Origin of the sequence: Pseudomonas sp. BW16M2, from assembly GCF_014268865.1 — a bacterium.
Lineage (GTDB): Bacteria > Pseudomonadota > Gammaproteobacteria > Pseudomonadales > Pseudomonadaceae > Aquipseudomonas > Aquipseudomonas peradeniyensis.
Genome location: NZ_JABWRI010000025.1, coordinates 17,040 through 43,432 on the forward strand (window position 1 = coordinate 17,040; position 26,393 = coordinate 43,432).

Consider the following 26,393-nt stretch of genomic DNA (forward strand, 5'->3'; position numbering starts at 1 on the left):
CTGCAACAGGGTAACGGCGGTCCCCGCAAGGGCCGGGGTGGCCCGCGGTGATTCGCTGGCCGGCAGAGATCCTTCTCGCATCATCTTCGTGGTCCATCCGCATGTCGTTATTGTGACGCCATTAAACGCCACTATAACGCCATTATCCACGCTCACTTGGATGCAGCCGGCCACCCGTTGATACAGGGCAAGAAAACACGAAGGCCCCAGGGATCACTCCGTGGGGCCTTGCGCAAGGCGCTGGATCAGATCTGCCGCTGGTGGCGGTCGAGCTGCTCGTGACGCTCCTGGGCTTCGATGCAGTACTTGGTGGTCGGGCTGATCAGCAAGCGCTTCAGGCCGATCGGCTCGCCGCTGTCGTCGCACCAGCCGAAGCTTTCATCGGCGATGCGGTCCAGGGCCATCTCCAGCTGCGGCAGCAGGCGCTGGTCGCGGTCGATGGCGTTGACCAGCCAGGTACGCTCTTCCTCGACCGAGGCCACGTCAGCCGGATCCGATGGGCTGTCCAGGCTTTCGATGGAGGTGCGGCTGAGTTCGATGCGCTCGTGCGTTTCGACTTTCATCGCTTGCAGCAGCTTGGTGAAGAACGCGAGCTGTTCGGCGTTCATGTAGTCATCGGCCGACATGGCCAGCAACTGTTCCTTGGTCATCGATTTCTCTATGAAAAAATGTGCATTTGGGCGATTCGGGTGCCGCCGGCGAAGCTTCGGCGGCGGCGGAATTCTTCAAGCGCCAACCGGCACTCTTTTACAGGGGGCGGCAGTCTAAGGCGCCGCGCACGAGTGGGCAACAGAAATGACGGCGGATTTGGCCGAAACACGTGAGGAATCCGCTGACTGGCGCCGTGGAATAGTACGGATTGCGCATCTGCGCGGAGCCACTGGGTAATATGCCGAAATAATAATGGTTCTCTCGGGTAGTAGCCAGCTAGCGCACGAATCGCCAGGCAAGCGCGCTTGATTGTGGCCCTCTCAACGACCCGAGGCCCCCTCATGAACGACAACCTGCACCAACGCCTGGCCAGCTTCAGCAGCCTGGACTGCAAGGTCGCCAAACGCTTCAGCGACCGCCCCACCCTGCTGGACGCCGCAGATGACATCCTGCGTGAACAATGGCAACAGCGCCATGTCAGCAGCGTACATGACCCACTAACCCTGTACCTGGCCAGCCCCCAACCCGATCCAGGGAGTGCCTGGGTCCGGCCGCTTTCACAGGTCTTGGTGGAGCGTTACTGTCAACCGGGCACCTTGAGCCTCACCGCCGAAGAAGACTATCTCACCACCCGAGCCGAGGCCGATCCGGCCTGGAGCGTGGATATCGACCTGCACGAGGTCGAACTGCTGATCAACGAAAGCGGACCGCTGCTGCTCGAGATCTACCTGCAGCAATTGATCGCTTACTGGAGCCGCTTCGACAGCAGCGGCGTGACGCCGTGGAGCTGGTACTCCGGTTACCTGCGCAACCAGTTCCAGCAGGCTCAACGCAAGGCAACCCGCTTGCCGGGCTTTGCCCGTGCCATTTTGCAGATGGTGCACGACGATCCCGCCGGAGGTCAGCGCGACCGCTGGGCGAACACCCAAGGGCTCAAGGCACTCAATATGGGGTTGGACTTGTCAGCCGGCGGCAGGCTCGATGCCGATTTGTCCAGCGCGGTGCTGATCGAGCACAGCGACAAAGATCCCTCGCGCAACGTAGCGCTGCTCTACACACTGACCGGTCGCCTGTTGCGCTATCCATCACGCCCGGCGTTGCTGCGAACGCTCAGCAACGCATTGCCGGTTGCGTTGCGTTCCACGCCACGCCAACTCGAGATCGCGGCCTCGACCGACTCGGTATTTGAAGTCCAGGCCCTCGGCCTGCTGATCCAGCTACTACGGCTCATCGAACACCTCGCCGGGCAATACCGCGGCAGGCTCGACGCGCTTGCCATGAACCGCGACCTGGATCGCCTGACATCATTGATCGATCTGTGCGACGAAGTCGAAACCGCGCAACGCCAGGCCCTCAGCAAACAACTGCCTGACTGGCTGCGCAACGCCACAAGCCGCTCACTGATGCAGTACAGCGAACGACTGATCGATGTCGCCCAGCAATACCGCGACAGCAGTGGGCAATTCTGGCTTGACGGTATCGAGGAAGCCGAAGCCTTCGCCAACCGCCAACTGGCGGCACGACTGGCCAGCGACCATCCACAGGACACACTCAAGCCCGAGGATGTCGTGGTCACCAACTACCAGACCACTGCCAGCGCGATCGCCGGTCAGGACGCGCTCATCACATCGGGGGAAGTCACCCCGGTCGACTTCTCGCTGGCGCAACTGGCCATCGGCAACTTGGGGCTGCTCAGGCCAGGACGCGTAGCCCTGAGCCGAAAGGACGGCGATACCCTGCCTGCCTGGATGGACGCCGCTTATCTACGTCGCCTGGTCTGCGAGCTCGACATAGGCCGCGCCTATCCCGCCATGCTGCGCGAGAAGCTGCTGGACGATCCGCTTCGACGCCCGCAACGTCAACGCCAGCTAAGCGATCAGTTGCGGGTACAACTGCCGGCACTGGCAATGGAGCTGTACCTTCGCGGCCAACTGCCAAGCCCTACCTTGGCAGAGCACATCGCCCATGTGTTCGTACCCGGTCCCGACCAGGGCACGACGCGCTGGATCATGCGAGCACTGGGGTTCATCAAGGCGCCTGGCTCATCACCGGATCATCCGTTCAATACCTGGCTGATCGAACCCGAAACACCCGGTACCGAGGGCTGCCTGCTGTATCGCCCCCTGCACATGGAGCCGCTGCTGTACTTCAGCGACCGCATGGCCCTGTTCGTCGCCATCAGCACCGCAGGTGCGCTGCAGGACGACCTGCTGCAACGCTTGCCCGCCGAGGACCGGCGCTTCTATGCCCACGGCGGCTTCATCGAACCCCATCTGTTCGTGCCCCTGGACGATACCAGCGCCGTGCCTTTCGGGACTCCCGCCCCGATCACACTGTCCGTAGAGGATGCGGTAAGCGATATCGGCAAAGCGCTCTATGAGGGATGCGTGACCGAATCGATCCAACGTTTCGAGGCACAGTCCGCCACCACCGCCCAGGCACGCTGGGAAAGCTGGAAGGAACTGGGCTGGTTGCTGTTCAACACGCTACTGCCCTTGGCAGGCAAAACCCTGGGCAAGATCGCATGGCTGGCCCAGATGGAAGTCGCCCTGACCGATTTCGTCGAATCCGATGCCGAGAAAAACCCGACAGGTCATGAGCTGGCACTGGTCAACCTGCTGGTAAACATCGCCTTGTTGCTGTTTTCCCACTCCCTGTTCCGCCTGGAACTGGAACAGGGCGATACCGCGCAATTGCCGCTCGAACAAAGCCCCCCGACCCTACCTGAGAAAAGCGAGCCCCTCTCCTTCGCCCCCCCATCGCCACCTTCTCGCCTCGAGTTCGGCTGGGCACACCCCGATCGCACACTTAACGCCACACAGCGCAAGACACTTGAGACACTCAAGGCCACGGTTGCCGCTCCCGTGCTTGGTAAACCGATTCCAAATGGCACGCTGCGGGGCCTTTACCTCAAAGGCACACGCTTTTACACGTTGCTTGACGGCAAGGTCTATGAAGTGGAACTGGCTGAACCACAGAAACTGCACATCATCGGGCCGGACGGCACCCAGGGCCCATGGCTGCACCGTGACGAGATCGGCCGCTGGCAACTCGATCTGCGCCTGGGCCTGAAAGGTGGCATGCCATTGTCCGAGCAGATCCGCAAACTGCGCCTGGACAAGGAACAGGCCATGCTCGCTGCCAATGAGGCGATCAAGGCAGACAAGCAAAGCCTCTCGACCAAGCTTGCGCAGATGGCCACGATTGAAAAACTGGTTCACGCCACCCCGGACGACACCATCCTCGAACAGTGCCAAGGCAAGCTCCAGGCACTCTCACAGTTCTGGGGCGAACATATGGAACACCTCAGGGCACGCAACGCCCTGGAACCGGTGAAGGACTTCAGGAAAGTACATGCCTTTGCGTTGTATCAGGATGCCACCTGCCAGCATTTATTGCGCAAGCTCCTGAACAAACGCTACAAGCCCAGTCGCGAACAATTGCTGGTAATCGCCCGACAACAAGAGCAGAACCACGAGGAACTTACCCCCGCCGATATCCAGATCGCCACCCAACGCCTGGACAAGCTGGTCCCCCTGCTCGAGCAGATGATCGACAACAACGACCGGTTGCGCCAACGCCAGGAGGAGTTGGCCAGGCTGGCCAGCCAGCGACACCCGCAGATCGTCGAATGGCGCGACCTCGCGGCCCTGCCTGCGGCCACGGCACAAAAGGACCTGCTCATGCGCTTCCTGCTGCTGGAGGGCCAACTCAATCGCCTGACCCTGGTTCATGGTCTGACCAGCGAAGCGTGCTACTGGCGGGATCGCTTCTGGAGCAACTTCCAGCTGGGTATCGTCCAGCGCAGTGAACTGTACAACCTGATCGACCCGGCACAAGAGCTCACAGTCCGCCTGCTGCGCAGCATCCAGGGACACTTCCAGGCAGCAGCCCGCCAGCTCGGCAATCTCGGTGAGCTGATCCAAGGTCAGGCCGCGCAGCAGACCTTGCGTCTGTTAAAGGACGAGTTGGAACACATACAGGCGCTGATTGCCCAGGATCTTGGCAACCTGCCCGACTATCCCCCGGTCAGCTCCCTGAAGCAGTTACGCAACAAGGCGCCCGGCCTGATCGAGACCACCGAGCATGGTCTGCTGCTGGCCGAGCCCCGAGCGGACGATGAGAACACCGTGGACATACCCGGCCCGGATAGCAAGACACCCGGCCAGACCTACCACCTCAAGCAAGGCGAATGGGTGGAAGTCACGCCGCCCTCTGCCCCAAGCCGCCCCTCGGGGCACAGTCTCAAGCGCCTGCTAAAAGACAGCGACGGTTTGATAGCAGAAGCCCAGAAAGAGGTCGAACGCCTGCTGCGTGCATCGGACAGCTACCTGCCCGTGGAGATCGAAGAGTCCGTGCTGCACCAGCGCGACCGCGTCCTGGCCATGGTCGACGGTATCGAGGCACGCCTGACCCAGGACAATGAAACCGATGAAGCCAGCCAGGGCAAGGACGCCGAGACGGTTGCCAAACACCTGCGCGAATTGGCCGAGACGTTGACCAGCCAAGCGACACGAATGCGAATAGAGGCCGCAGTGACGCGCAAGCCCAAGATGGGTGAGGTGCAGTTCCTGCTGGAGCAGGGCGAGGCGCGTATCGCCAAGGTGGGCCAACGCACGCGCCTGGCCAAGGTCAAGGGGCGCCCTGTCGACTACATCGATGAGTACAGCATCAGCCATGATGGCCAGGTGCTGTGGTACGCGCATTTCCACTACCCCGCCCTGGACACGGCCAAGGCCGACTTCACCGCCGGACACCTGAAAACCGCCGCCCAGCGCCATACTGCCGGCGGACGCTACACCGATGCCAGCGGCAAGGACGTCGAGGTCTACCGCGCGCCCATCACCAGCGCTGCGGCCGAGCGCTACTTCTTCAACCTGGAGTGACGTCAGTGGGGCGCCGCACGGACGGCGCCCCTGTTACATCAACGGTCCTTGAACTGCGCCTCGCGCTTGGCGATGAACGCGGCCATGCCTTCCTTCTGGTCTTCGGTGGCGAAGGCGGCATGGAACACCCGGCGCTCGAAGCGCACGCCCTCGCTCAGGGTAACCTCGAAGGCGCGGTTGACGCTCTCCTTGACCATCATGCTCACCGGAATCGACTTGCTGGCGATGGTCGCGGCCACCTTCAGCGCCTCCTCCACCAGCTCTGCCTGCGGCACGATACGCGCCACCAGGCCGGCGCGTTCGGCTTCCTCGGCCCCCATCAGGCGGCCGGTCAGGCACAGCTCCATGGCCTTGGCCTTGCCGACGGCGCGGGTCAGGCGCTGGGTGCCGCCCATGCCCGGCAGCACGCCGAGGTTGATCTCCGGCTGGCCGAACTTGGCGTTGTCGGCGGCGAGGATGAAGTCGCACATCATCGCCAGCTCGCAGCCACCGCCCAAGGCGAAGCCCGACACTGCGGCGATGATCGGCTTGCGCCGGTTGGCGATGCGGTCGGAATCGCTGAACAGGTCGTCGACGTAGATCTGCGGATATTGCAGCTCGGCCATTTCCTTGATGTCGGCGCCAGCGGCAAAGGCCTTGGCGGAACCGGTCAGCACCACGCAGCCGATGTTCGGGTCACGCTCCAGCTGGTCCAGGGCCTGGTTGATCTCGCCGACGATCTGCGCGTTCAGCGCGTTCAGTGCCTGTGGGCGGTTGAGGGTGATCAGGCCGACCTTGCCGTGGATGTCCAACAGGATGGTTTCGAATGCCATGCAGTCTGCTCCTTCAAAGATTGCGCGCAATGACCATGCGCTGAATGTCGCTGGTGCCTTCGTAGATCTGGCAGACCCGCACGTCGCGGTAGATCCGCTCCAGCGGGAAGTCGCTCAGATAGCCATAACCGCCCAGGGTCTGCAAGGCGTCCGAACAGACCTTTTCGGCCATTTCCGAGGCAAAAAGCTTGGCCATCGAGGCTTCCACCAGCGCCGGGCGCCCGGCGTCGCGCAGGGCGGCGGCGTGCAGCACCATCTGCCGGGCCACGGCGATCTTGGTTGCCATGTCGGCCAGGCGGAAGGCCACGGCCTGGTGCTCGATCAGCGGCTTGCCGAAGGTCTGCCGCTCGTTGGCGTAGTCGCGGGCCGCCTCGAACGCGGCGCGGGCCATGCCCACCGACTGCGAGGCGATGCCGATGCGCCCGCCTTCGAGGTTGGCCAGGGCGATCTTGTAGCCCTGCCCTTCCTCACCGAGGCGGTTGGCCACCGGCACGCGCACGTTGTCGAAGACGATCTGGCAGGTGTCGGAGGCATGCTGGCCGAGTTTGTCCTCGACCCGCGCCACCTGGTAACCCGGTGAGTCGGTAGGCACGATGAAGGCCGTGATGCCGCGCTTGCCGGCGTCCGGATCGGTGACGGCGAAGACGATCACCACCCCGGCGTTCTGCCCGGACGTGATGAACTGCTTGCTGCCATTGAGCACGTAGTGGTCGCCTTCCAGACGAGCGCGGGTCTTCAGGCTGCTGGCGTCGGAGCCGGCCTGGGGCTCGGTCAGGGCAAAGGCGCCGAGCATCGCACCGCTGGCCAGTGGCGCCAGGAACTGCTGCTTCTGTGCCTCTGTGCCGAACTTGAGGATCGGCACGCAACCCACCGAATTGTGCACGCTCATGATGGTCGAGCAGGCGCCGTCACCGGCGGCGATCTCTTCCAGGGCCATGGCATAGGCCACATAGCCGGTGTCGCTGCCGCCGTACTGCTCCGGCACCAGCATGCCGAACAGGCCCAGGCCGGCCATCTCCTCGATAGCCTCCTTGGGGAAGCGGTGTTCTTTGTCCCATTGCTCGGCAAACGGCTTCAGGCGCTCCTGGGCGAAGTCGCGCACGGCGTCGGCGATCTGTTGTTGCTCTTCAGTTACCAGCATGATTCACCTCAGTACAGGCACTCGACCGCCATGGCCGTCGCTTCGCCACCGCCGATGCAGATGGCCGCCACGCCACGGCGCAGGTTGTTCTGGCGCAGGGCCGACAGCAGGGTTACCAGAATGCGCGCGCCCGATGCGCCGATCGGATGGCCCAGGGCACAGGCACCGCCGTGGATATTGACCTTTTCATGGGGCAGGTCGAGGTGCTTCATGGCCGCCAGGGTGACCACGGCGAAGGCCTCGTTGATCTCGAACAGATCGACGTCGGACAGGTTCCAGCCAGTGCGCTTGAGTAGCTTGTCGATGGCGCCAATGGGCGCGGTGGGGAACAGCGCCGGGGTGTCGGCAAAGGCCGCGTGGCCATGGATCACCGCCAGCGGCTTGAGGCCGCGTTTCTCGGCCTCGGAGCGACGCATCAGCACCAGCGCGGCGGCGCCGTCGGAGATGGAGCTGGAGTTGGCCGCGGTAACGGTGCCACCTTCGCGGAAGGCCGGCTTGAGCTGCGGGATCTTGTCCAGGCGCGCCTTGGGCGGCTGCTCGTCGTCCTTGATGACGCGCTTTTCCTTGCCCTCGGTGACTTCCACCGGAACGATCTCGGCGGCAAAGCGGCCGCTCTTGATCGCCTCCTGGGCACGGGTCAGCGAAGCGATGGCGAAGGCGTCCTGGGCCTCGCGGCTGAAGTCGCCCTTCTGCGCGCAGTCCTCGGCGAAGGTGCCCATCAGGCGCCCCTTGTCATAGGCGTCTTCCAGGCCGTCCATGAACATGTGGTCGATGATCTTGCCGTGGCCCATTCGGTATCCGCCACGGGCCTTGTCCAGCAGGTACGGAGCGTTGGTCATGCTTTCCATGCCACCGGCGACGATCACGTCGGCGCTGCCGGCCAGCAGTTGGTCATGGGCCATGATCGCCGCCTGCATGCCCGAGCCGCACATCTTGTTCAGCGTGGTGCAGGTGGTGTGCTTGTCCAGGCCGGCACCCAGCGCCGCCTGGCGTGCCGGTGCCTGGCCCTGGCCGGCCGGCAGCACGCAACCGAACAGCACTTGCTCGACACTGGCGGCATCGATACCGGCGCGCTCGACAGCGGCACGGATGGCTGCGCTGCCCAGTTGCGGCGCGGTCAGGCTCTTGAGGTCGCCCTGCAGGCCGCCCATGGGGGTGCGCACGGCGCTGACGATGACAATCGGATCGTGGTTCAGGCTCATGTTCGGTTCTCCTTACTTGGCAGCCATGCGCAGCGCGCCGTCGAGACGGATCACTTCGCCGTTGAGCATGCTGTTCTCGATGATATGACGGGCGAGCGCTGCGAACTCCTGTGGACGGCCCAGGCGCGGCGGGAACGGCACGCCGGCGGACAGCGAGGCGCGGACTTCGTCGGTCATGCCGGCCATCATCGGGGTTTCGAAAATGCCCGGGGCGATGGTCATCACGCGAATGCCGAAGCGGGCCAGTTCGCGGGCCGCCGGCAGGGTGAGGCTGGCGATGGCGCCCTTGGAGGCGGCATAGGCGGCCTGGCCGATCTGGCCGTCATAGGCGGCGATGGAGGCGGTATTGATGATCACGCCCCGCTCGCCGCCTTCGTCCGCCGGCCCCTCGGCCATGGCTGCGGCGGCCAGGCGCAGCAGGTTGAAGCTGCCGATCAGGTTGACGTTGATGACCTTGGCAAAGCTGCCCAGTGCGTGCGGGCCGTTCTTGCCCAGGACCTTCTCGGCACCGACGATGCCGGCGCAATTGACCAGCCCGTGCAGGCTGCCGAAGGCGCTGACGGCGGCATCGACCGCCGCCTTGGCGGCCTGTTCGTCGCTGATATCGGCTACCGCGAAGCGGGCATTGGCGCCCAGTTCAGCGGCCTTGGCCTCGACGGCCGCGGCGTTCAGGTCGACCAGCATGACCTTGGCGCCAGCCTCGATGAGCATCTGCGCAGTGGCGGCGCCCAGGCCCGAGGCCGCGCCGCTGACGATGAAGTTCTTTTGAGTGATGAGCATATCGGTCTTCCTTCAGGCGCCCGCAGCGATCGGCTGCGCGGCTTGTTGTCGGGCGATTTCCTGGTTGCGCAGGATGAAGCGTTGCAGCTTGCCGCTCGGGGTCTTGGGCAGCTCGCCGACGAATTCGATTTCACGCGGGTAGGCGTGGGCGTAGAGGCGCTGGCGTACATGCTGGCGCAGGGTTTCCTCAAGTTCGGCGCTGCCCTGGTAACCCTGGGCCAGCACCACGAAGGCCTTGATCAGTTCGGTGCGCTCCGGGTCCGGCTTGCCGATCACCGCCGCCTCGACCACGGCCGGGTGCTCGATCAGCGCGCTTTCCACGTCGAACGGGCCGACCCGGTAGCCCGAGGTGGTGATCACATCGTCGCTGCGGCCGACAAAGCTGATGCTGCCATCCTGGTTGAGCTCGACGGTGTCGCCGGACAAGTAGTACTTGCCGATGAAGGCCTTGGTCGGCAGCCCGTGGTAACCGGCGAACCAGCACAGCGGCGACTGCTCACGGTCCACCGCGAGGATGCCGGGCTGGCCGACAGGCAGTTCGTTGCCCTGCTCGTCCACCACGACGATGCGGTGGCCGGGAATGGCGAAGCCCGCCGAGCCCAGGTGCACCGGGTGCGCCAGCGCGTGGTGGTTGCACAGCACCATGCCCAGCTCGGTCTGGCCGTAGTGGTCGTGGATGGTCACCCCGAGCTCGTCGGCGAACCAGCGGATCACCTCAGGATTGAGCGGTTCGCCGGCACTGCTGACCACCCGCAGGCGCCCCTTGATCGGCGCCGAGAACGCACTGCCCGCCGCGATCAGCAACCTGTAGGCGGTAGGCGAACCCGCCAGGTTGGTGATGCCCAGCTTGTCGATGACCCGCGCGCAGCTCTCGACGCTGAACGGACCGTCGTAGAAGGTGGTGGCATGGCCCAGCGACAACGGGCCGGTGACCGCGTAGTAAAGGCCGTAGGCCCAGCCGGGGTCGGCCAGGTTCCAGAAGTTGTCGTCCGGGCGCAGGCCGATGGCATCGCGCATGTAGCCCTGGAACGCGACGATGGCGCGCAATGGCACTTCCAGCGGTTTGGCCGGGCCAGTGGTGCCCGAGGTGAACATCAGCAGGAAAGGATCGTTGCCGCTACGCATGACCGGCGCGCATTCGCTGGCAGCGGCCTCGAGGCTGCGGTGAAAGTCCAGCTCGCCCTCGGCGGCGGCGACCGTGACGATGGTCGGGCAGCCCGCCACCCCATCGAGCTTGGGCCGATTGTGGCGGTCGGTGACCACCACTTTGGCGCGGGACTGCTCGAGACGGTGCTCGATGGCCTTAGGGCCAAAAGCGGTAAACAGAGGTTGGTAGACCGCGCCCAGGCGCCAGGTGGCCAGGATGGTCACCAGCAATTCGGGGGTACGCGGCATGAGCCCGGCGACCCGGTCGCCGGCCTCGACGCCCTGGGCCTTGAGCACGTTGGCAAAGCGTGCGGCCAGGGCCTGCAGTTGGTCGAAGGTGTAGCGCCCGCTGTTGCCATCCCGGTCTTCCCAGACCAGGGCGGGTTTGTTGCTGCCGGCGTGGCGGTCGCAGCACTCGACACAGGCGTTGAGGGCCTCGAGGTTGCCATGCAGCGCCGCGGCGGCGGCCCGGGCATGGTCGAACGAACGGGCGGCCTCGGCGTAATCGCGCATCGTCAGACTCCTGGTTTCTTATTGTTGGAGTGCACCATCGGTCTGACGATGTTCGCGCCGAGCGGCGCGGCCGGCAATGGCCAAAGCTGTCAATCCGGCTGAGCGGATTCGCCATCCTCCGGGTCGAGCTTGACGCCCACGGCCTCGAGGTCCAACACTTCCTGGGTCAGCGTGACCATCATCGTGCGCTCACTGGCCTCGCGCTCCGCCGCCACGGCATTGCAGGCCTTCAGGTACGCATCGCTGCTCAAGGCCTGCTCATCCAGCGCGGCAAGCTTTTCAGCAAACTCTTCGTCATGCTGGGCAAAGAGTTCGCCATGCCGCACTTTCAGGTAATCACGCCAGAATTCACGATTGGCCAGGCTCTGCACCAGGTGCCCATCCGTCTCGTCCGCCAGCACCGCATCGACCGCCCGCTCCTTCAGCGAAGGCGTGATATCCGCCACCGCGCCATACAACATCGACCTGGGCTGCCCGATCAGGCCCAGCGTGTCGGCCAGCTCGACCCGCAGACCAAGCACGACCTCCAGCTCGTCGACCTCCTGCCCCGCAGCCTCCCGCAGCATCACCTCCTGCCTGGCGAACTCATCGAGACGGTCCAGGCGAAACAGGGCTCGTCCCAGCTTCAGCAGTTCGTCACCATTGCTGCCCACTTTGCCCTGTACTTCGGCATGGTGAACCAGCGCCCGCATCCACAACCTGCTGAAGCGTTCCGCGACACTGTCATGGCAGGTGAGCTGGATACCGGCATGGGCGAAAAGGTCATCGCGCAACTCGCTGTCGGTGTCGATATCCTCGATCAACTGCCAGACCTGCTCGCCCAGGTATTCAGAGGCCTGGAGGAAGTCCTGGGTCCTGGTGAGAGTGGCCAACAGCTGGAACAATTGTGCGCTGCCTTCGAGTTGTTGCACGCGCTGCCACATGGCACGTCGTTCAGCACGCCCCTGCGGCTCACCCGTCTCGAGCCAACGTTGCAAGGGGTCGATAACCTCCTGTAGCTGCGCATCGACCGGTTCGTCAGCGTCCCCGGCCATGAATGCGGTCAACGTTGGCAGTGGCACCGGGTTGCCGTCCAGGTTCACGCGACGCCTGAAGGCCCGCGAGGTTGCCATCAGGCCATTGGGAATCGTGGAAATCAGGTTGAAGCGCAGATCGGCCAGGATCAGTTGCGTGCATCGCTCGATACCTGTCGGCACGCTTCTCAGGGAGCATCGGTTCGCCCTGAGGAATTGCAGTTCGGTAAGACGGGAGAAGTCCAGCTCGAGCGAACGCAGCGGATTGAAGTCGAGCACCAGGGTCTCCAGGCCTTCAAGGCTGGACAAGGTGGCGACACCCGAGGCATTCATCTGGATGCGGTTCGACCTCATTTCCAGCCGCCTGAGCCTGGGCAACTGGGCAATCTGCTCAGGTACCGAAGTCAGCAGGTTATTGTTCAGGCTCAAGGTTTCCAGGGAGTCGAAGCAGCCCAGGAACATCGGCGACATGCTCATCAGGTCCATGCCGGACATGCGCACCTCGTAGATGTGCCCCATGTCGATTTCCGCCGGCAGGTCGGGCAATGAGCCGATGCGCCAGCCCTCGATGCTCAGGATACGCCCGACACGGTCCTGGCCGCGGCTGCGAATGGTTTCACCCTCATGGCGCCAGGCGCTGCGCAGGCGATTGGAGAACTGCCGGCGCCGATTGCGCAGTGCACGGCTGCGCGGCTCACGCTCCCAGGCGCTTAGCGTATCTTCCAGGTAAGTGAAGTTGGTTTCCTGGGACAACAGTTCCTCGATGGCATCCCCGGTGCGCAACTGCCACTCCTGGATCATCCTGTCCACCTCGATGATACTGAGCGAGGGGTAAAGCGCCCTGACACGTAGCCTCAGGGTATCCATGGTCCCAGAGCGCCTGGAAAGAGAGCCGCCAAGGGTGTAGCCGACTCGTCCATCAGGCAAGCGCTTGCCAGGGTTGAACCTGGGGGCCACTGCCCGCCAGCCTAACCGATTGATGATGGCGCCTCGTGATTTTGGCAGTTCGCCGATGATCGCTTGGCGCAGTTGCTCGGCGGGTGACTGGCCAGTGAGCTTGAGGGCCAGCTTCCCCTCCTGCCCAAGCACGCCGACCAGGGCCTGGAACAACCCGCCCGGCGCGTCGATGTCCTGCTCCAGCGCCAGCCCCTGGTGGTCATAAAGGTGGAACTGGCCCGACCGCCAGACCAGCACAGTGCGTTTCTCGCGCAGACCTTGAGGGTCCAACACACTGATCAGGCGACCAAACGCCGAACCTTCGCGCAGCTCCAGGTTCAGCGACGCAGGCCAGTTGGCGAGTCTGGGCAGCAAGGCCAGCACCAGCTCGCCAGTCCCATCGGTGTAGCTGGTATCCAGCAAAAGACCTTCCAGTGCCCGTGTCAGTCGCGCTTGCCCGAGCAGCGAGCGAACCTGCTTTAGGATCGTCATCGGCAGCCGAGACTCGCTGATGGCCACCCGACGCAACATCGAATCGGCGCCTTGCACCACCTCGGTGGCATAAGCCAGGGGCAAGCCGGGAAACTCGCTTTGCAACTGCTTTAACAGCGCGTCAGCAGGAGGCTCATCGTCGGGCAAGGCCTCCAGAGGATCCTCGGCGAGCAGCAGGTCCTCCGCCAGGTGACTCTGCAAGGCCTCTCGCAGCTCATACCGTCGCGTCAGCAACTGCCTGACAATGGTCTGGTCATCCAGCGTATGCATGTCCGCACTGGCTCTGCACCATGCCAGTACCTGGGTGTCCTCGAGGAGCGCACCGGGTTTCTCCAGTGCACTGAACAGCGCCGAAACCCGACTCGCCGCCATGTAGCGCCTCAAGGTATCTCGCAGGGCGATCGGCGCCTGGCGGTTCTCCACCAGCACCCCACGCAACCCCTCCTTGTCGACGCCGGCCACCTGCAGTATCCGCCCGGCCGTTTCAGCAGACAGCGGTGGGTCCAGCGGCCACAGGCGGTTGAGCATCCGTGTGCTGTCATCCCATTCCAGAGGCCGCTCCAGGCGTATGCGCCAGCAACGCTCGCCATTGAAGTCGACCGGCGGCCCGTAAGCGTCGGCGCGCTCGGCATGGCGCAAACTCCAGGGTTTGCCTGGCGCTTCCCGTTGCAATTCGTAGTACTTGTCGTCGACACGCAACCAGCGCCTGGAGCCCTCACCGTACAAGCCGTTGTCCAACAGCCGTGCCGTCCCCGGGTCAGATTCGTACACCTGAAGGTCCGCCTGCCACAGGCGCGAACCCTGGCTTGTCCTGACCGGATCGAGCAGGTCGACGAACGAACTGCGTTTCAGCACGCTTGCCAGCGCCGTGGCACCTGCGGCGGTGGCTGCGGTGATTGCCACAGTCTCGGCGACGCTGAACAGGTGCTCCAGCGCTTCATGCTGGTGCCCCTCACTCCAGTCGACCGAGCCTTCATACACATGCGCGAGGGTGTCCACCACCAGCGTCGCGAACAGCGCCACACCAACGATGGGAATACCCAGCCCCGCCAGTCCGAGCACTGTAAACCCAATCCCTGACCAGGTGGCCAGACGCTCGTTGGCGGCTCGTTGATCGGCGTCCGCGTTAGAGACCAGCAGCAGTCGCCCATCGTCCTTGAACCGCTCGACCTGGGTAGCAGCCAGTGCGGTGAAGATATCTTGCCCGGAAGCGGCACCTTCCAATTGCAGGTCTGGCACATCATCTCTCAGACGCACGTCCAGCAACTGACTGAAGGCAGCGCGGTCACGCAGGCGAATCCGTTCGCGAAAATCCCGACGGATATCCGCGTTTTCCAGCTCACTTGCCAGCGCCTGCTCCATTCGCCGGGCCGAATCGAAACGGCGCAGCGAGTTCTGCCCGTCGTCGGGCACGTATAGGATGACGCCCTTGTCCGTACCCTGCGCGTCACGCAACTGGATCTTCAAGGCGTTCTCGACGGTGAACCCCAGCATGCGCAGTTCACCGGCGCCGGCGAAGCATTGTTGGCCTGGCTGATCTGCCTTGTCGCTCGATAACTGCTCAAGAGCGCGGTATTCGTCGACGCTGATCTGCGCACGACACACGGCAAGCTCGCACATCAGGACAAACGCGGCTCGTTTATGTTCAGCAAGCAAAGTTCGATTGGCCGGGCTGAGCACCTGAGCGATCAATGCCTGGTACTGCTTGCCCAGATCCAGCTTGCGGCAGGCACCGGCGACACCCTCTGGGCTGGACAGGACAGCCGAAGCGCCGCTGTTCACCAATCCTGTGGCAACGAAAAACGAGGCAGATGTGGGAAAGTTCTGCATCAGCCGCAGCCGTGCCGGCGAACGCAACTCATGTGGCTCGACACTAGGCGTGGACAGGATCGGCGTCACCCCGTACCAGGCGTCGACCCACTCCAGCGCATCCAGCGCGGGCCCGTCGGGCAACAGGGTCTTGAGCATCGGTTGGAAATGCTGCTCGGCGAACTGTTGCGCCGATACCAAAGCAGTTGTAGCCCGCGCCAGTTGCTGACGACTCTTTTCATGGACCTGGAACGCCTTGTGCAGTGCCCTCAGGCGCTCCACGGAAGCCTGTGTGAACCAATCCGGCAGTCTTGCACCAATGAATTTGTCCAGAAGTACGCGAAGTTGAGCATTCCTGCCTGCTTCGGTTGGCGAGAGGGTATTAGAAGTCATGCTGTAAGGACCTTGTGCTTTTAGGTGCCTCACAGTGCACAAGCCGCCAGCGCCGCTTCAGCGGGAAGACTCACCCACCCGCTACGCCACCTTCATGCATGACCAGCGAACGGTAATGGCCCGGGTTACAACCGAACCACTTGCGAAACGCCTTGTAGAACGAGCTGCTGTCGGCAAAGCCCAGGCGTTCGGCGATATCACCCAATCCCAGTTGCGCCTCGGCCAACCAGGCGATGGCCAGCTCCCGACGCACGCCATCCTTGATGCCCTGGTAGCTCTGGCCCTCTTCCGACAGACGCCGGCGCAACGTCGACACCGACATGTGCAGGTTGGCGGCCACCTGCTCGGCGTCCGGCCAGGCGCCCGGCGGCATCTCCAGCAAGCGGTGGCGGATCTGCCGGGCCAGGCTGGCCGGGTCGCGGAACTTGACCAGGATGTTGCCCGGGGCCTCGGCCAGGAAGCGCTGCAACTCCTCGTCACTGCGCCTGACCGGCAGCTCAAGGCATTCTGCGGCGATGATCATCCGCGTGCGCGGGCGCTCGAACTGCAGGTTCTCGGAGAACATCACCCGGTAGTCGTCGCAAAACGGCGGCTCGGCGCAACGCAGGTCGATGGCCAGGATCGGGATGCGCCGCCCGGCCAGCCAGCAGGCCAGACCGTGCACGATCATCCAGAAGGTGAAGTAGGTGAACGCCCGGCGCGGCGTGTCGCCGGGCTCGTTGATGACGATCTCGGCCAGGCTCTGCTGGCGCACCAGGCCCGGTTGCAGGTCTTCGAGCATCAGCGACAGGAACGCCAGCAGGTTGTCCAGGGCCGCGCCCAGGGTCGGCTGGGCCATGGCGCTGCGGGCCATGAAGGCCAGGCTGCCGCTGCGCAGGCCGCGGCGGTCCATGGAGAAGAACTCGTCGTTGCAGCGCCGCGCCAGCAGGCGCCAGAGCCGGGCATAGGACTCTGCCGTCACCCGCGCCTCGGGCAAGTCCAACTGCTCGGCCGCGATCCCGGCACGGGCCAGCAGCCCGGCGTCGGGTTCACCGGCCGGGCAGGTCTGCAACAGGGCCTCGCGCACCAGTTGCATGGAAATGGTGTCCTTCTCGCTCATCGACAATCCAGTCTGCGCTGTGGCGGCCATCTTAGGCCGCCACGGGGAAAACGTCAGCCGCCAATCACTGGCCGGCGGCCAGGCCCAGGAACGCCTGGATCAGGCGCAGCTCGCGGCGGCGCTCCAGGCAACCGACCATGTGCTGGTTGACCAGGCCCTGGCCAGCCAGGGGACGGGCCACCACCCGCGGGTCATGGGCCACTTCGGTGGAGGACACCACGCCAATGCCCAGCTCCGCCGCCACCGCCTCGGTGACCGCTTCGCGGCTGTCCAGCTCCAGCAGCACCCGAGGTTGCACTCCAGCATCGGCGCAGGCCTTGTCGAAGGTACGCCGGGTCGTCGAGCTGGGCTCGCGCAGCACCATGATCTGCCTGTCCAGCTCGGCCAACGGCAAGTCTCCCCCGGCACCCGCCCACGCATGCCCCACGGGCAGCAGCGCACACAACCGCGATTCGCGCAACGCCTGCAGGTGCAGGCCCTTGCGCGGCTCGATCTCGGTCAGCACAGCCACATCGGCATGTTCCGACAGCAACGCGGCCAGGGTTTCCTGGGCATTGCCCAAGCGCAGGTTGACGGTAATGCCGGGATAGCGCTCGCGCAGCTGCGCCAGCATCGGCATCACTCGGTGCGGGCCGTCCGCCGCCACCTCCAGGCGCCCGGTCAGCAACTGCCGGTTGGCTTCGAGCATGGCCTGGGCCTCCTCGGCCAGGCCGAACATGGCCCGGGTGATGGCCGCCAGGCGCGTGCCCTCCTCGGTCAGCTCGACCCGCCGGGCGGTGCGGCGCAGCAAGGTGATCTGGTAGTGCTCCTCCAGCGCCTTCACATGCCCGGTCACCGCCGGCTGGCTGATGAACAGGCGCTCGGCGGCGCGGGTGAAGCTGCCTTCGCGGGCGACAGCGTCGAAGGCGCGGAGCTGGAACAGATTCATATCTATCGGCCTGACTTATGGCTGGCATATCTACAAACAATTTGATTGATGGCACGGCGAATTGCAACCTACCCCCACTAAGTTTCCAGCCCACCGCAAGTGAGGAACCACGGAATGAGCAACGCCCCGATCCTGCTGACCCCCGGTCCACTGACCACCTCGATCCGCACCCGCCAGGCCATGCTCGTGGACTGGGGTTCCTGGGATCGCGACTTCAACCAGCTGACCGCCAGCGTGTGCGAACAATTGCTGGCCATCATCGACGGCAGCGCCAGCCACCACTGCGTGCCGCTGCAAGGCAGCGGCACCTTCGCCGTCGAGGCCGCCATCGGCACCCTGGTACCCCGTGACGGCAAGGTCCTGGTGCTGATCAACGGCGCCTACGGCCAGCGCCTGGCGAAGATCTGCAAGGTGCTAGGCCGTGCCTACAGCACCTTCGAGACCGCCGAGGACCAGCCGACCACCGCCGCCGACGTCGACCGCCTGCTGGCCGCCGACCCTGCCGTGACCCATGTGGCACTGATTCACTGCGAGACCAGCACCGGCATCCTCAACCCGCTGCCCGAGATCGCCCAGGTGATCCAGCGCCACGGCAAGCGCCTGATCATCGATGCCATGAGCTCGTTCGGCGCGCTGCCGATCGATGCCCGCCAGATCCCCTTCGAGGCGCTGATCGCCGCCTCCGGCAAGTGCCTGGAAGGCGTGCCGGGCATGGGCTTCGTCTTCGCCGAGAAAACCGCCTTGGCCGCCGCCGAAGGCAACGCCCACTCCCTGGCCATGGACCTGCACGACCAGCACGCCTACATGGCCAAGACCGGCCAGTGGCGCTTCACCCCGCCGACCCACGTGGTCGCCGCCCTGCACGAAGCGCTGCAGCAATACAACGAAGAGGGTGGACTGCCCGCCCGCCACCAGCGCTACGCCGACAACTGCAAGACCCTGCTCGACGGCATGGCGAAGATCGGCCTGCAGAGCTTCCTGCCCGCCGACATCCAGGCACCGATCATCGTCACCTTCCACGCGCCGAAGGATCCGCGCTACCAGTTCAAGGACTTCTACGAGCGGGTCAAGGCCAAGGGTTTCATCCTCTATCCGGGCAAGCTGACCCAGGTCGAGACCTTCCGCGTCGGCTGCATCGGCGTGGTCGGCGCCGACGGCATGCAGGCCGCCGTCAATGCCGTGGCCGAGGTGCTGCGGGAAATGGAAGTGCTGGACATCTGACCCTCTACCCACCCATTTCAAGGAAAACGCGCACATGAACTACAGCAACCCCACCCAGCTGCAAGCCGCCATCCTCGACTGGGCCGGCACCGTGGTCGACTTCGGCTCGTTCGCCCCGACCCAGATCTTCGTCGAAGCCTTCGCCGAGTTCGACGTGCAGGTGTCCATCGAGGAGGCCCGTGGCCCGATGGGCATGGGCAAGTGGGACCATATCCGCACCCTGTGCGACGTGCCGGAGATCGCCGAGCGCTACCGCAAGGTGTTCGGCCGCACGCCGACCGACGACGACGTCACCGCCATCTACGAGCGCTTCATGCCGCTGCAGATCGAGAAGATCGCCGTGCACTCGGCGTTGATCCCCGGCGCCCTGGACACCCTGACCGGGCTGCGCAAGGACGGCCTGAAGATCGGTTCCTGCTCGGGCTACCCGAAGGTGGTGATGGACAAGGTGGTCGAACTGGCCGCGCAGAACGGCTACGTGGCCGACCATGTGGTGGCCACCGACGAGACACCGAACGGTCGCCCGTGGCCGGCCCAAGCACTGGCCAACGTGATTGCCCTGGGCATCGATGACGTCGCCGCCTGCGTGAAGGTCGACGACACCGTGCCGGGGATTCTCGAAGGCCGCCGCGCCGGGATGTGGACCGTGGCGCTGGTGTGCTCGGGCAATGCCCTGGGGCTGACCTGGGAAGGCTACCGGGCGTTGAGCGCGGAGAAGCTGGAGAGCGAACGCAAGCGGATCCATGGGATGTTCGCCAGCTCCCGCCCGCACTACCTGATCGATACCATCAACGAGCTGCCCGAGGTCATTGCCGATATCAACCGGCGGCTGGCCAAGGGGGAGATGCCGCAGAGCGCGTGATGTCGAAAAACATCGCGGGGCAAGCCCGCTCCCACGCCCAGCATACATGCAGGCTGGCGTGGGAGCGGCGGTTCGCCGCTGCGACTTGCCCCGCGATGACTTTGGGAGGTCAGACCGCCCGATTGAGCTTCACCCACGATGCAAACCTATCGATAAAGCCCTGCAGGAACGGCCGGGTCTTATCGTTCAACTTGCCGCTGTCATCGAACAGGGTTGCCGCCCCGCCGATATACGCCTCGGGCATCTGCATGCACGGCATGTCGAGGAACACCAGCGACTGGCGCACCGCGTGATTGGCGCCGAACCCGCCGATCGCCCCCGGCGACACGCTGGCCACCGCCGCCGGCTTGCCGCCCCACACACTCTGCCCATAAGGCCGCGAGCCCACGTCGATGGCGTTCTTCAACCCGCCCGGCACCGAACGGTTGTACTCCGGCGTGACAAACAGCACCGCGTCGCTGCGGCGGATCTCGTCGCGAAAATGCTTCCACGCCTCGGGCGCGCCCTCGGCCTCGACATCTTCGTTGTACAACGGCAGCTCGCCGATCTCGACGATCCGCAGGGCAAGGCTGGACGGCGCCAGCTCAGACAGCGCGCGGGCCACCTTGCGGTTGTAGGACTCCTTGCGCAAGCTGCCGACGACAACCGCAACCGAATAGACCTGGCTCATGGCGTTTTGCAACCTCTGCTCTGGGAATGGGACCTGTTAGTTATAGATGACCGTTCCTCGGCTTCCCGGTTTTTTTCCATTCGGCTGAAAACTTCCCGGGCGTTTCACTGGTCTATGCCTACAGACATTTCCTACACGATTCAGAGGTTTCCACCTAAATGGCAGCAGTAATGGTCGGCCAGTTCCACGCCCGCGACGCCGAAGGCCGTATCTACCCCGTCCACGAATTCCAGGAATCCACCCTGCAGGCCGACGGCAGCACCCTCGGCGCGCCAGTCACCAGCTATCGACTGGCCATCGGCGACCGCGTCAACCACCTGGGCGACGACCGTTTCGAGCTGGCCCAGACCGGCGTCGAGATCATCCGCATTCCTTGACGCAATCGACGGTGTACAGCGTCCCCTCGCGCTGCAGGCCATGCACGTCGGCGACGAAACCCGGGAAGCCCTGGTCGAAGGCCCGGGCGCACTCCAGGTAGACCAGGATCGAGCGGGTCGCCTCGGTGAAGCGCTCGCCCGGCATGATCAAGGGAATTCCCGGTGGATACGGCACCAGCATCACCGCCGCGACCCGGCCCAGCAGCTGCTCGATCGGCACCGCCTCCACCTCCCCGCGCACCATCCGGTCATAGGCCTCAGCCGGGGTCATCGCCACTTCGGGCAAACGGGTGAACAGCAGCTTGAGCTGCCTGGACGTGGCATTGCCGCGATAGAAGGCATGCAGTTGCTGACACAGGTCGCGCAGCCCCAACCCCTGGTAGCGTGACGGCTGCGGCGTCACCACGCTGGGCAGGCAGTCGGCCAGCGCGGTATTGGCGTCGTAGTGGCGCTTGAACTCCAGCAGTTCGGTGAGCAGCGTGCTCCACTTGCCCTTGGTAATGCCCATCGAGAACAGCACCAGGAAGCTGTACAGACCGGTCTTTTCCACCACCAGCCCCCGCTCCCACAAAAACTTGCTGACCACCGCAGCCGGAATACCGTGCTCGCCCACGCCGCCACCGGCCCCCGGCATCACCAAGGTGACTTTGAGTGGGTCAAGCAGCACATAGTCGTCGCTCAGCTCGGCAAAGCCATGCCACTCGGCACCCGGCTGCAACAGCCAGTCCGCCGCCTCCAGCCGCTCACCGCCCTGGGCCTGTGGCGGCTGCCAGATGCTGAACCACCAGTCGTCGGCGGCGATGTGCTCGCGCAGGTTGGCCAGCGCCCGACGAAAGCTCAAGGCCTCGTCGAACATCTCCTGCAGCAGCGAACGCCCGGCCGGACCTTCCATCATCGCCGAGGCCACGTCCAGCGAGGCGAGGATGCTGTACTGCGGCGAGGTGGAGATATGCATCATGAACGCTTCGTTGAAACGGTCGCGGTCCAGCTGGCGGGAGGCGCCGTCCTGCACATGGATCATCGACGCCTGGCTGAAGGCGGCCAGCAGCTTGTGGGTCGAATGGGTGCTGAACAGCAGCGGCCCTTCATCGCCGCGTGCCGTGCCCATGGCATAGCGGCCAGCGAAGAACTCGTGGAAGGCGGCGTAGGCGAACCAGGCCTCGTCGAAGTGCAGCACCTCGACACTGGCGCCGAGGGTCTGCTTGATCAGCCCGGCGTGGTAGCACAGGCCGTCGTAGGTGGAGTTGGTGACCACCGCCAGCTTGATCGTCGCCGGCCGCCCCTGGGCCAGCGGATGGGCCTGGATCTTCGCCTGGATCGACGCCGGGGTGAACTCGCTGAGCGGAATCGGCCCGATGATGCCCAGCTCGTTGCGCTCCGGGCACAGGTAGAGGGGGATGGCGCCAGTCATGATGATCGCGTGCACCACCGACTTGTGGCAGTTGCGGTCCACCAGCACCAGGTCACCGCGCCCGACCATGGCATGCCAGACGATCTTGTTGGCGGTGGAGGTGCCGTTGATGACGAAGAAGGTGTGGTCGGCGCCGAAGTTGCGCGCCGCCCGCGCCTCGGCGGCGGCCAGGGGGCCGGTGTGGTCGAGCAGCGAACCCAGCTCGGGGACCGACACGGACAGGTCCGAGCGCAGGGTGTTCTCGCCGAAGAACTGGTGAAAGGCCTGCCCCACCGGGCTCTTGTGATAGGCCACGCCGCCGCCGTGGCCCGGCGTGTGCCAGGAATAGTTCGACTGCGCGGTGTGTTGCACCAGGGCCTTGAAGAACGGCGGCAGCAGGCCGTCGAGGTAGCTGTGCGCGGCCCGCGCCACCTGGCGGGCGAGAAAGGGCACGGTGTCTTCGAACAGGTAGAGGATGCCGCGCAGCTGGTTGAGCTCGCCCATGGCCTCGGCCGGGGCGTTCTCCAGGGTAACTTGCTCGCCCAGGGCGAAGATCGGCAGGTTGGGGGCGCGCAGCCGGGCCAGGCGGATCAGCTCGGCCATGTTCTGCAGCAGGCGGCTGTTGTCGCCGACGCCCTCGGCGGCGATCAGCATGCAGGCCAGGCCATGGTGGGTGGCGGCCACCAGGCGCGCCTCGGCCTGGTCGGCGGCGGCGAGGATGGCGAAGCCGTCCCTGGCCAGTTCGTCGGCGATGCCGCGTACCCGCTCGCCGGCGACGCTGTCGGCCTTGATCGCCCGGTGGACGATGAGGATGGGGAACTGGAGGTCCTTGTACATCGGGCGGCTACCTCTGCGGGTAATTTCCCTCAGGGTAGTTGATGCCATCGCGGGGCAAGCTCGCTCCCACGCCAGATTGTGTAAGCTAGCGTGGGAGCGGGCTTGCCCCGCGATGGGAACGGTACTGTCAGTGGATCAGCTGGCGGGGGCCTCGGTCAGCACCTGCCACATCGCCGGCCCACCGGCTGACTTCGCGACGGCCGCCAAGCGCTCTGCATGGGCCTCGAGCTCTTCCTCGCTGGCCATGATCACCTTACCCGCCACACGACCGGTAATCCGACGGATCTCGCTGCCGGTACTGGCCTGCCCATCCTCCCCCTGCGCGCCATCCCCCGCTAGCGACAGGCTGGTCTGGCCACCGGTCATCGCCAGGTAGACGTCGGCCAGCAGTTCCGAGTCGAGCAATGCGCCGTGCAGTTCACGGCCGGAGTTGTCGATGCCGTAGCGTTTGCACAACGCATCGAGGCTGTTGCGCTGCCCCGGATGGCGCGAGCGCGCCATCATCAGGGTGTCGAGGATCGGGCAGTGCTGCGAGATGTCGGCGCGGTCCTGCTGACCGATCAGCGCGAACTCGTTGTTGATGAAGCCGACGTCGAACGCCGCGTTGTGGATAACCAGGGTGGCGCCCTGGATGAACTCGAAGAACTCCTCGGCCACATCGCCGAAACGCGGTTTGCCGACCAGGAAGGCGTCAGTGATGCCGTGGACGTTGATCGCGCCCTCGTCACTGTCGCGGTCGGGCTGCAGGTAGACGTGGAAATGCCGCCCGGTCAGGCGCCGGCCCACGACCTCGACGCAACCGATCTCGATGATGCGGTGGCCTTCGGCCACCGGCATGCCGGTGGTCTCGGTGTCGAGGATGACGAACCGTTTGTCTTGCTGCTGCTCCACGGGTGACTCCAACTTGCGGGGCTTGAATTCGAGGCGGGAGTATACCGGAATCGGGGCCGCTTTGCGGCCCATCGCGGCACAAGGCCGCTCCTACAGGGACCGCATGAATCCTGTGGGAGCGGCCTTGTGCCGCGATGGGCTGCGCAGCAGCCCCAGTTGGCTCAACGCTGGGCCCGAACCTCGTCGACCCCACGATTGGCCAACTGGTCGGCCCGCTCGTTGCCCGGGTGGCCGATATGCCCGCGCACCCACTTCCAGGTCACCTTGTGCCGGTTGACCTGTTCATCGAGGGCCATCCACAGGTCGGCGTTCTTCACCGGCTCCTTGGCGGCGGTTTTCCAGCCGCGCTTCTTCCAGTTGGTCATCCACTCGTTGATGCCCTTCATCACATACTGGGAGTCGGTGGTCAGCACCACCTCGCACTCGCGCTTGAGCGCCTTCAGGCCCTCGATCGCGGCCATCAGCTCCATGCGGTTGTTGGTGGTCTCGCGCTCGCCGCCCCACAGTTCCTTCTCGACGCCCTTGAAAACCATCAGGACGCCCCAGCCGCCCGGGCCGGGATTGCCCTTGCAGGCACCATCGGTGTAGATCTCGACGCTATCGCTCATGTACCACTCGTGTTCAGTGCTTTTCGGAATCGGGGTGGGTGGCGCTGCGGTTGACCTTGGCCAATGGCAGCGGCAGCAGCTTGCCCATCGGCTCGCGGCGCTCAAGACGCAGCGGCCGCAGGCCGACCACCATCTTGCGCGCCACCAGCAGGTAAACGCCGCCCCCGGCGCTCTGCCAGCCCCCGGCCACCCGCTCCCAACCGGCCAGGCGCTGCTGCCAGGCCGGCGAGGCAAGCGGCGGACGATAGCACCCGAAGCGGCGTTTCTCCAGCGCGAAGCCCAGCAGGTTGAGCCAGTCGCCGACCCGCGACGGCGAGATGCAGCGGGCCTTGCGCAAGGCGCCCTGGCTGAAGAAATGCCGCAGCCCCCAGCTGCTCCACGGGTTGATGCCGACGATCAGCAGGTGACCGCCCGGGCGCACCGCGCTGGCCGCCTCGCGCAGCAGGCCATGGGGCGACAGGCTGAAGTCCAGGCCATGCTGCAGCACCACCACGTCGGCGGCGTGCTCCGACAACGGCCAGGCCTGTTCCTCGCAGACGATCTCCACCCCCGGCAGTGGCGCACCGAGGCGCACGTTGCGCTGCACCTGTGGCGCATTGGGCGGAGGTTCGGCGCAGGGACCGTAGTGCACCAGGTAACCACCGAAGAAGCGCCGCAGCTCTTCTTCAAGCAACTTTTCCTCTTCCTTGAGCATCAACTGCCCAAGGGGGCCATTGAACCAGTCGCGGGCCAGGCTGATGAGTTCGACCCAGTCGGGGTCGGCCTGGGCGAAGGCTTGGTCGGTCATTGCGTTCTCCCTCGAAGGTTCTCCGGCCGCGCCATCGCGGCTAAGATGCCCCCAATGTCCAGGCTTGGCGATACGGATCCGCACATGATACAGATCGATGCCCTACCCGCTTTCAACGACAACTACATCTGGTTGTTACAGGATACTGCCAATCGCCGCTGCGCAGTGGTCGATCCCGGCGATGCCGGGCCGGTGCTCGCCTGGCTCGGCCAGCATCCCGACTGGGTGCTGGAGGCAATCCTGGTCACCCACCATCACCATGACCACGTCGGCGGCGTCGAAGCCCTGAAGCAGGCCAGCGGCGCCACCGTCTACGGCCCGGCCAACGAGCGCATCCCGGCCCGTGACGTCGCCCTGGAGGACGGCGCGCAGGTCCAGGCACTGGGCCTGACCTTCGAGGTCCTGGCCATGCCCGGCCACACCCTCGGCCACATCGCCTATTACACTGCGCAATCGCCCACGCCGCTACTGTTCAGTGGCGACACCCTGTTCGCCGCCGGTTGCGGCCGCCTGTTCGAAGGCACGCCCGAGCAGATGCACCATTCGCTGCAGCGCCTGGCCGCGCTGCCGGCCGAGACCGAAGTGTACTGCGCCCACGAGTACACCCTGAGCAACCTGCGCTTCGCCCGCGCCGTTGAGCCGGAAAACCCGCACGTTCTGCAACGCTTCGAAGACGTTACCCGCCTGCGCGCCGACAATCGCATCAGCTTGCCCTCCACCATCGGCCTCGAGCGCCTGACCAACCCATTTTTGCGTACCGCTGAAACATTCGTTAAACAAAAAGCAGACGAATGGAAGGGACATTCCAACCCCACCCAAGCCACTGTTTTTGCTGCCTTGAGGTCTTGGAAGGACGTGTTCTGATAACCTCAAGATATATCGTGACATAAGCCCAAAGGTTGACCCGGCCGGGGCCGGTTTCTAGAATCGCCCAACTTTTTTGCCCGGA

The 26,393-nt window shown here is 64.7% G+C and carries 19 protein-coding genes; 5 read left to right on the plus strand and 14 right to left on the minus strand.

The window, feature by feature from the left end; translation table 11 throughout:
* Nucleotides 1-245: 245 nt before the first annotated feature.
* A complete protein-coding gene (locus HU735_RS19900) occupies nucleotides 246-650 on the minus strand; it encodes a TraR/DksA family transcriptional regulator (protein ID WP_050704989.1) in 405 nt (134 codons plus the stop codon).
* A gap of 342 nt (nucleotides 651-992) precedes the next feature.
* Here HU735_RS19900 and HU735_RS19905 point away from each other — a divergent pair, with 342 nt between their 5' ends.
* On the plus strand, nucleotides 993-5,537 hold the full coding sequence (locus HU735_RS19905; protein ID WP_186714900.1) for a hypothetical protein: 4,545 nt from the start codon (nucleotides 993-995) through the stop codon (nucleotides 5,535-5,537).
* Nucleotides 5,538-5,575: 38 nt separating this feature from the next.
* Here the strand turns inward: HU735_RS19905 and HU735_RS19910 are convergent, their stop codons facing one another.
* The 8 genes from HU735_RS19910 to HU735_RS19945 all read right to left on the minus strand — a co-directional run bounded on the left by HU735_RS19910 (nucleotide 5,576) and on the right by HU735_RS19945 (nucleotide 17,801).
* Nucleotides 5,576-6,349 carry an enoyl-CoA hydratase gene (locus HU735_RS19910; RefSeq protein ID WP_023662690.1) on the minus strand — a complete coding sequence of 258 codons (774 nt, stop codon included), beginning with the start codon at nucleotides 6,347-6,349 and terminating at the stop codon, nucleotides 5,576-5,578.
* Nucleotides 6,350-6,362: 13 nt separating this feature from the next.
* Nucleotides 6,363-7,490, minus strand: coding sequence for an acyl-CoA dehydrogenase (locus tag HU735_RS19915; protein ID WP_110738759.1), 1,128 nt, complete (start codon nucleotides 7,488-7,490; stop codon nucleotides 6,363-6,365).
* A gap of 8 nt (nucleotides 7,491-7,498) precedes the next feature.
* A complete protein-coding gene (locus HU735_RS19920) occupies nucleotides 7,499-8,692 on the minus strand; it encodes an acetyl-CoA C-acyltransferase (RefSeq protein WP_186714901.1) in 1,194 nt (397 codons plus the stop codon).
* A 12-nt stretch (nucleotides 8,693-8,704) separates the two neighbouring features.
* Nucleotides 8,705-9,472 carry an SDR family NAD(P)-dependent oxidoreductase gene (locus tag HU735_RS19925; protein ID WP_186714902.1) on the minus strand — a complete coding sequence of 256 codons (768 nt, stop codon included), beginning with the start codon at nucleotides 9,470-9,472 and terminating at the stop codon, nucleotides 8,705-8,707.
* 12 nt (nucleotides 9,473-9,484) lie between these two features.
* Nucleotides 9,485-11,131, minus strand: a complete 1,647-nt coding sequence (locus HU735_RS19930; RefSeq protein WP_186714903.1) for an AMP-binding protein — start codon at nucleotides 11,129-11,131, stop codon at nucleotides 9,485-9,487.
* Nucleotides 11,132-11,220: 89 nt separating this feature from the next.
* A complete protein-coding gene (locus HU735_RS19935; protein ID WP_186714904.1) occupies nucleotides 11,221-15,774 on the minus strand; it encodes an NEL-type E3 ubiquitin ligase domain-containing protein in 4,554 nt (1,517 codons plus the stop codon).
* A 70-nt stretch (nucleotides 15,775-15,844) separates the two neighbouring features.
* Nucleotides 15,845-16,873: an AraC family transcriptional regulator gene (locus HU735_RS19940; protein ID WP_186714905.1), complete on the minus strand. Its 1,029-nt coding sequence runs from the start codon at nucleotides 16,871-16,873 to the stop codon at nucleotides 15,845-15,847.
* Between the two features lie 64 nt (nucleotides 16,874-16,937).
* Nucleotides 16,938-17,801: a LysR substrate-binding domain-containing protein gene (locus tag HU735_RS19945; protein ID WP_062573400.1), complete on the minus strand. Its 864-nt coding sequence runs from the start codon at nucleotides 17,799-17,801 to the stop codon at nucleotides 16,938-16,940.
* A gap of 114 nt (nucleotides 17,802-17,915) precedes the next feature.
* On the opposite strand from HU735_RS19945, the gene HU735_RS19950 reads away from it, so the two are divergent.
* Both HU735_RS19950 and phnX read left to right on the plus strand, forming a co-directional pair.
* Nucleotides 17,916-19,022: a 2-aminoethylphosphonate--pyruvate transaminase gene (locus tag HU735_RS19950; RefSeq protein WP_186714906.1), complete on the plus strand. Its 1,107-nt coding sequence runs from the start codon at nucleotides 17,916-17,918 to the stop codon at nucleotides 19,020-19,022.
* Between the two features lie 34 nt (nucleotides 19,023-19,056).
* Complete coding sequence (phnX, locus tag HU735_RS19955) at nucleotides 19,057-19,884, plus strand: phosphonoacetaldehyde hydrolase (RefSeq protein ID WP_186714907.1); 828 nt, start codon at nucleotides 19,057-19,059, stop codon at nucleotides 19,882-19,884.
* Nucleotides 19,885-19,993: 109 nt separating this feature from the next.
* Here the strand turns inward: phnX and HU735_RS19960 are convergent, their stop codons facing one another.
* Entirely contained in the window at nucleotides 19,994-20,554 is a 561-nt protein-coding gene (locus HU735_RS19960) for an NADPH-dependent FMN reductase (protein WP_050704977.1), read from the minus strand.
* A 158-nt stretch (nucleotides 20,555-20,712) separates the two neighbouring features.
* On the opposite strand from HU735_RS19960, the gene HU735_RS19965 reads away from it, so the two are divergent.
* Nucleotides 20,713-20,931 carry a hypothetical protein gene (locus HU735_RS19965; RefSeq protein WP_028690532.1) on the plus strand — a complete coding sequence of 73 codons (219 nt, stop codon included), beginning with the start codon at nucleotides 20,713-20,715 and terminating at the stop codon, nucleotides 20,929-20,931.
* On the opposite strand, the gene HU735_RS19970 is transcribed toward HU735_RS19965, so the two are convergent.
* The 4 genes from HU735_RS19970 to HU735_RS19985 all read right to left on the minus strand — a co-directional run bounded on the left by HU735_RS19970 (nucleotide 20,915) and on the right by HU735_RS19985 (nucleotide 25,444).
* The gene (locus HU735_RS19970; RefSeq protein ID WP_186714908.1) at nucleotides 20,915-23,158 is read right to left on the minus strand and encodes an Orn/Lys/Arg decarboxylase N-terminal domain-containing protein; all 2,244 of its coding nucleotides are present in this window, start codon (nucleotides 23,156-23,158) and stop codon (nucleotides 20,915-20,917) included. The two genes, HU735_RS19965 and HU735_RS19970, sit on opposite strands and share 17 nt — an antisense overlap.
* Nucleotides 23,159-23,293: 135 nt before the next feature.
* Nucleotides 23,294-24,049 carry a DNA polymerase III subunit epsilon gene (gene dnaQ, locus HU735_RS19975; protein WP_186714909.1) on the minus strand — a complete coding sequence of 252 codons (756 nt, stop codon included), beginning with the start codon at nucleotides 24,047-24,049 and terminating at the stop codon, nucleotides 23,294-23,296.
* A gap of 161 nt (nucleotides 24,050-24,210) precedes the next feature.
* Nucleotides 24,211-24,657, minus strand: coding sequence for a ribonuclease HI (rnhA, locus tag HU735_RS19980; RefSeq protein ID WP_028690529.1), 447 nt, complete (start codon nucleotides 24,655-24,657; stop codon nucleotides 24,211-24,213).
* Between the two features lie 13 nt (nucleotides 24,658-24,670).
* Complete coding sequence (locus tag HU735_RS19985; RefSeq protein ID WP_028690528.1) at nucleotides 24,671-25,444, minus strand: methyltransferase domain-containing protein; 774 nt, start codon at nucleotides 25,442-25,444, stop codon at nucleotides 24,671-24,673.
* Between the two features lie 84 nt (nucleotides 25,445-25,528).
* On the opposite strand from HU735_RS19985, the gene gloB reads away from it, so the two are divergent.
* Complete coding sequence (gene gloB / locus HU735_RS19990; protein ID WP_186714910.1) at nucleotides 25,529-26,308, plus strand: hydroxyacylglutathione hydrolase; 780 nt, start codon at nucleotides 25,529-25,531, stop codon at nucleotides 26,306-26,308.
* Nucleotides 26,309-26,393 lie beyond the last annotated feature (85 nt).

Excerpts from the sequence above, each read along its gene's own strand:
- HU735_RS19935 (WP_186714904.1), bottom strand. The coding sequence starts at position 15,774 with ATGACTTCTAATACCCTCTCGCCAACCGAAGCAGGCAGGAATGCTCAA.
- HU735_RS19965 (WP_028690532.1), top strand. The coding sequence starts at position 20,713 with ATGGCAGCAGTAATGGTCGGCCAGTTCCACGCCCGCGACGCCGAAGGC.
- HU735_RS19960 (WP_050704977.1), bottom strand. The coding sequence starts at position 20,554 with ATGAGCCAGGTCTATTCGGTTGCGGTTGTCGTCGGCAGCTTGCGCAAG.
- HU735_RS19905 (WP_186714900.1), top strand. The coding sequence starts at position 993 with ATGAACGACAACCTGCACCAACGCCTGGCCAGCTTCAGCAGCCTGGAC.
- HU735_RS19910 (WP_023662690.1), bottom strand. The coding sequence starts at position 6,349 with ATGGCATTCGAAACCATCCTGTTGGACATCCACGGCAAGGTCGGCCTG.
- HU735_RS19985 (WP_028690528.1), bottom strand. The coding sequence starts at position 25,444 with ATGACCGACCAAGCCTTCGCCCAGGCCGACCCCGACTGGGTCGAACTC.
- HU735_RS19930 (WP_186714903.1), bottom strand. The coding sequence starts at position 11,131 with ATGCGCGATTACGCCGAGGCCGCCCGTTCGTTCGACCATGCCCGGGCC.
- HU735_RS19920 (WP_186714901.1), bottom strand. The coding sequence starts at position 8,692 with ATGAGCCTGAACCACGATCCGATTGTCATCGTCAGCGCCGTGCGCACC.
- HU735_RS19915 (WP_110738759.1), bottom strand. The coding sequence starts at position 7,490 with ATGCTGGTAACTGAAGAGCAACAACAGATCGCCGACGCCGTGCGCGAC.
- rnhA (WP_028690529.1), bottom strand. The coding sequence starts at position 24,657 with ATGAGCGATAGCGTCGAGATCTACACCGATGGTGCCTGCAAGGGCAAT.
- HU735_RS19900 (WP_050704989.1), bottom strand. The coding sequence starts at position 650 with ATGACCAAGGAACAGTTGCTGGCCATGTCGGCCGATGACTACATGAAC.
- HU735_RS19970 (WP_186714908.1), bottom strand. The coding sequence starts at position 23,158 with ATGTACAAGGACCTCCAGTTCCCCATCCTCATCGTCCACCGGGCGATC.
- phnX (WP_186714907.1), top strand. The coding sequence starts at position 19,057 with ATGAACTACAGCAACCCCACCCAGCTGCAAGCCGCCATCCTCGACTGG.
- HU735_RS19945 (WP_062573400.1), bottom strand. The coding sequence starts at position 17,801 with ATGAATCTGTTCCAGCTCCGCGCCTTCGACGCTGTCGCCCGCGAAGGC.
- gloB (WP_186714910.1), top strand. The coding sequence starts at position 25,529 with ATGATACAGATCGATGCCCTACCCGCTTTCAACGACAACTACATCTGG.
- HU735_RS19950 (WP_186714906.1), top strand. The coding sequence starts at position 17,916 with ATGAGCAACGCCCCGATCCTGCTGACCCCCGGTCCACTGACCACCTCG.
- HU735_RS19925 (WP_186714902.1), bottom strand. The coding sequence starts at position 9,472 with ATGCTCATCACTCAAAAGAACTTCATCGTCAGCGGCGCGGCCTCGGGC.
- HU735_RS19940 (WP_186714905.1), bottom strand. The coding sequence starts at position 16,873 with ATGAGCGAGAAGGACACCATTTCCATGCAACTGGTGCGCGAGGCCCTG.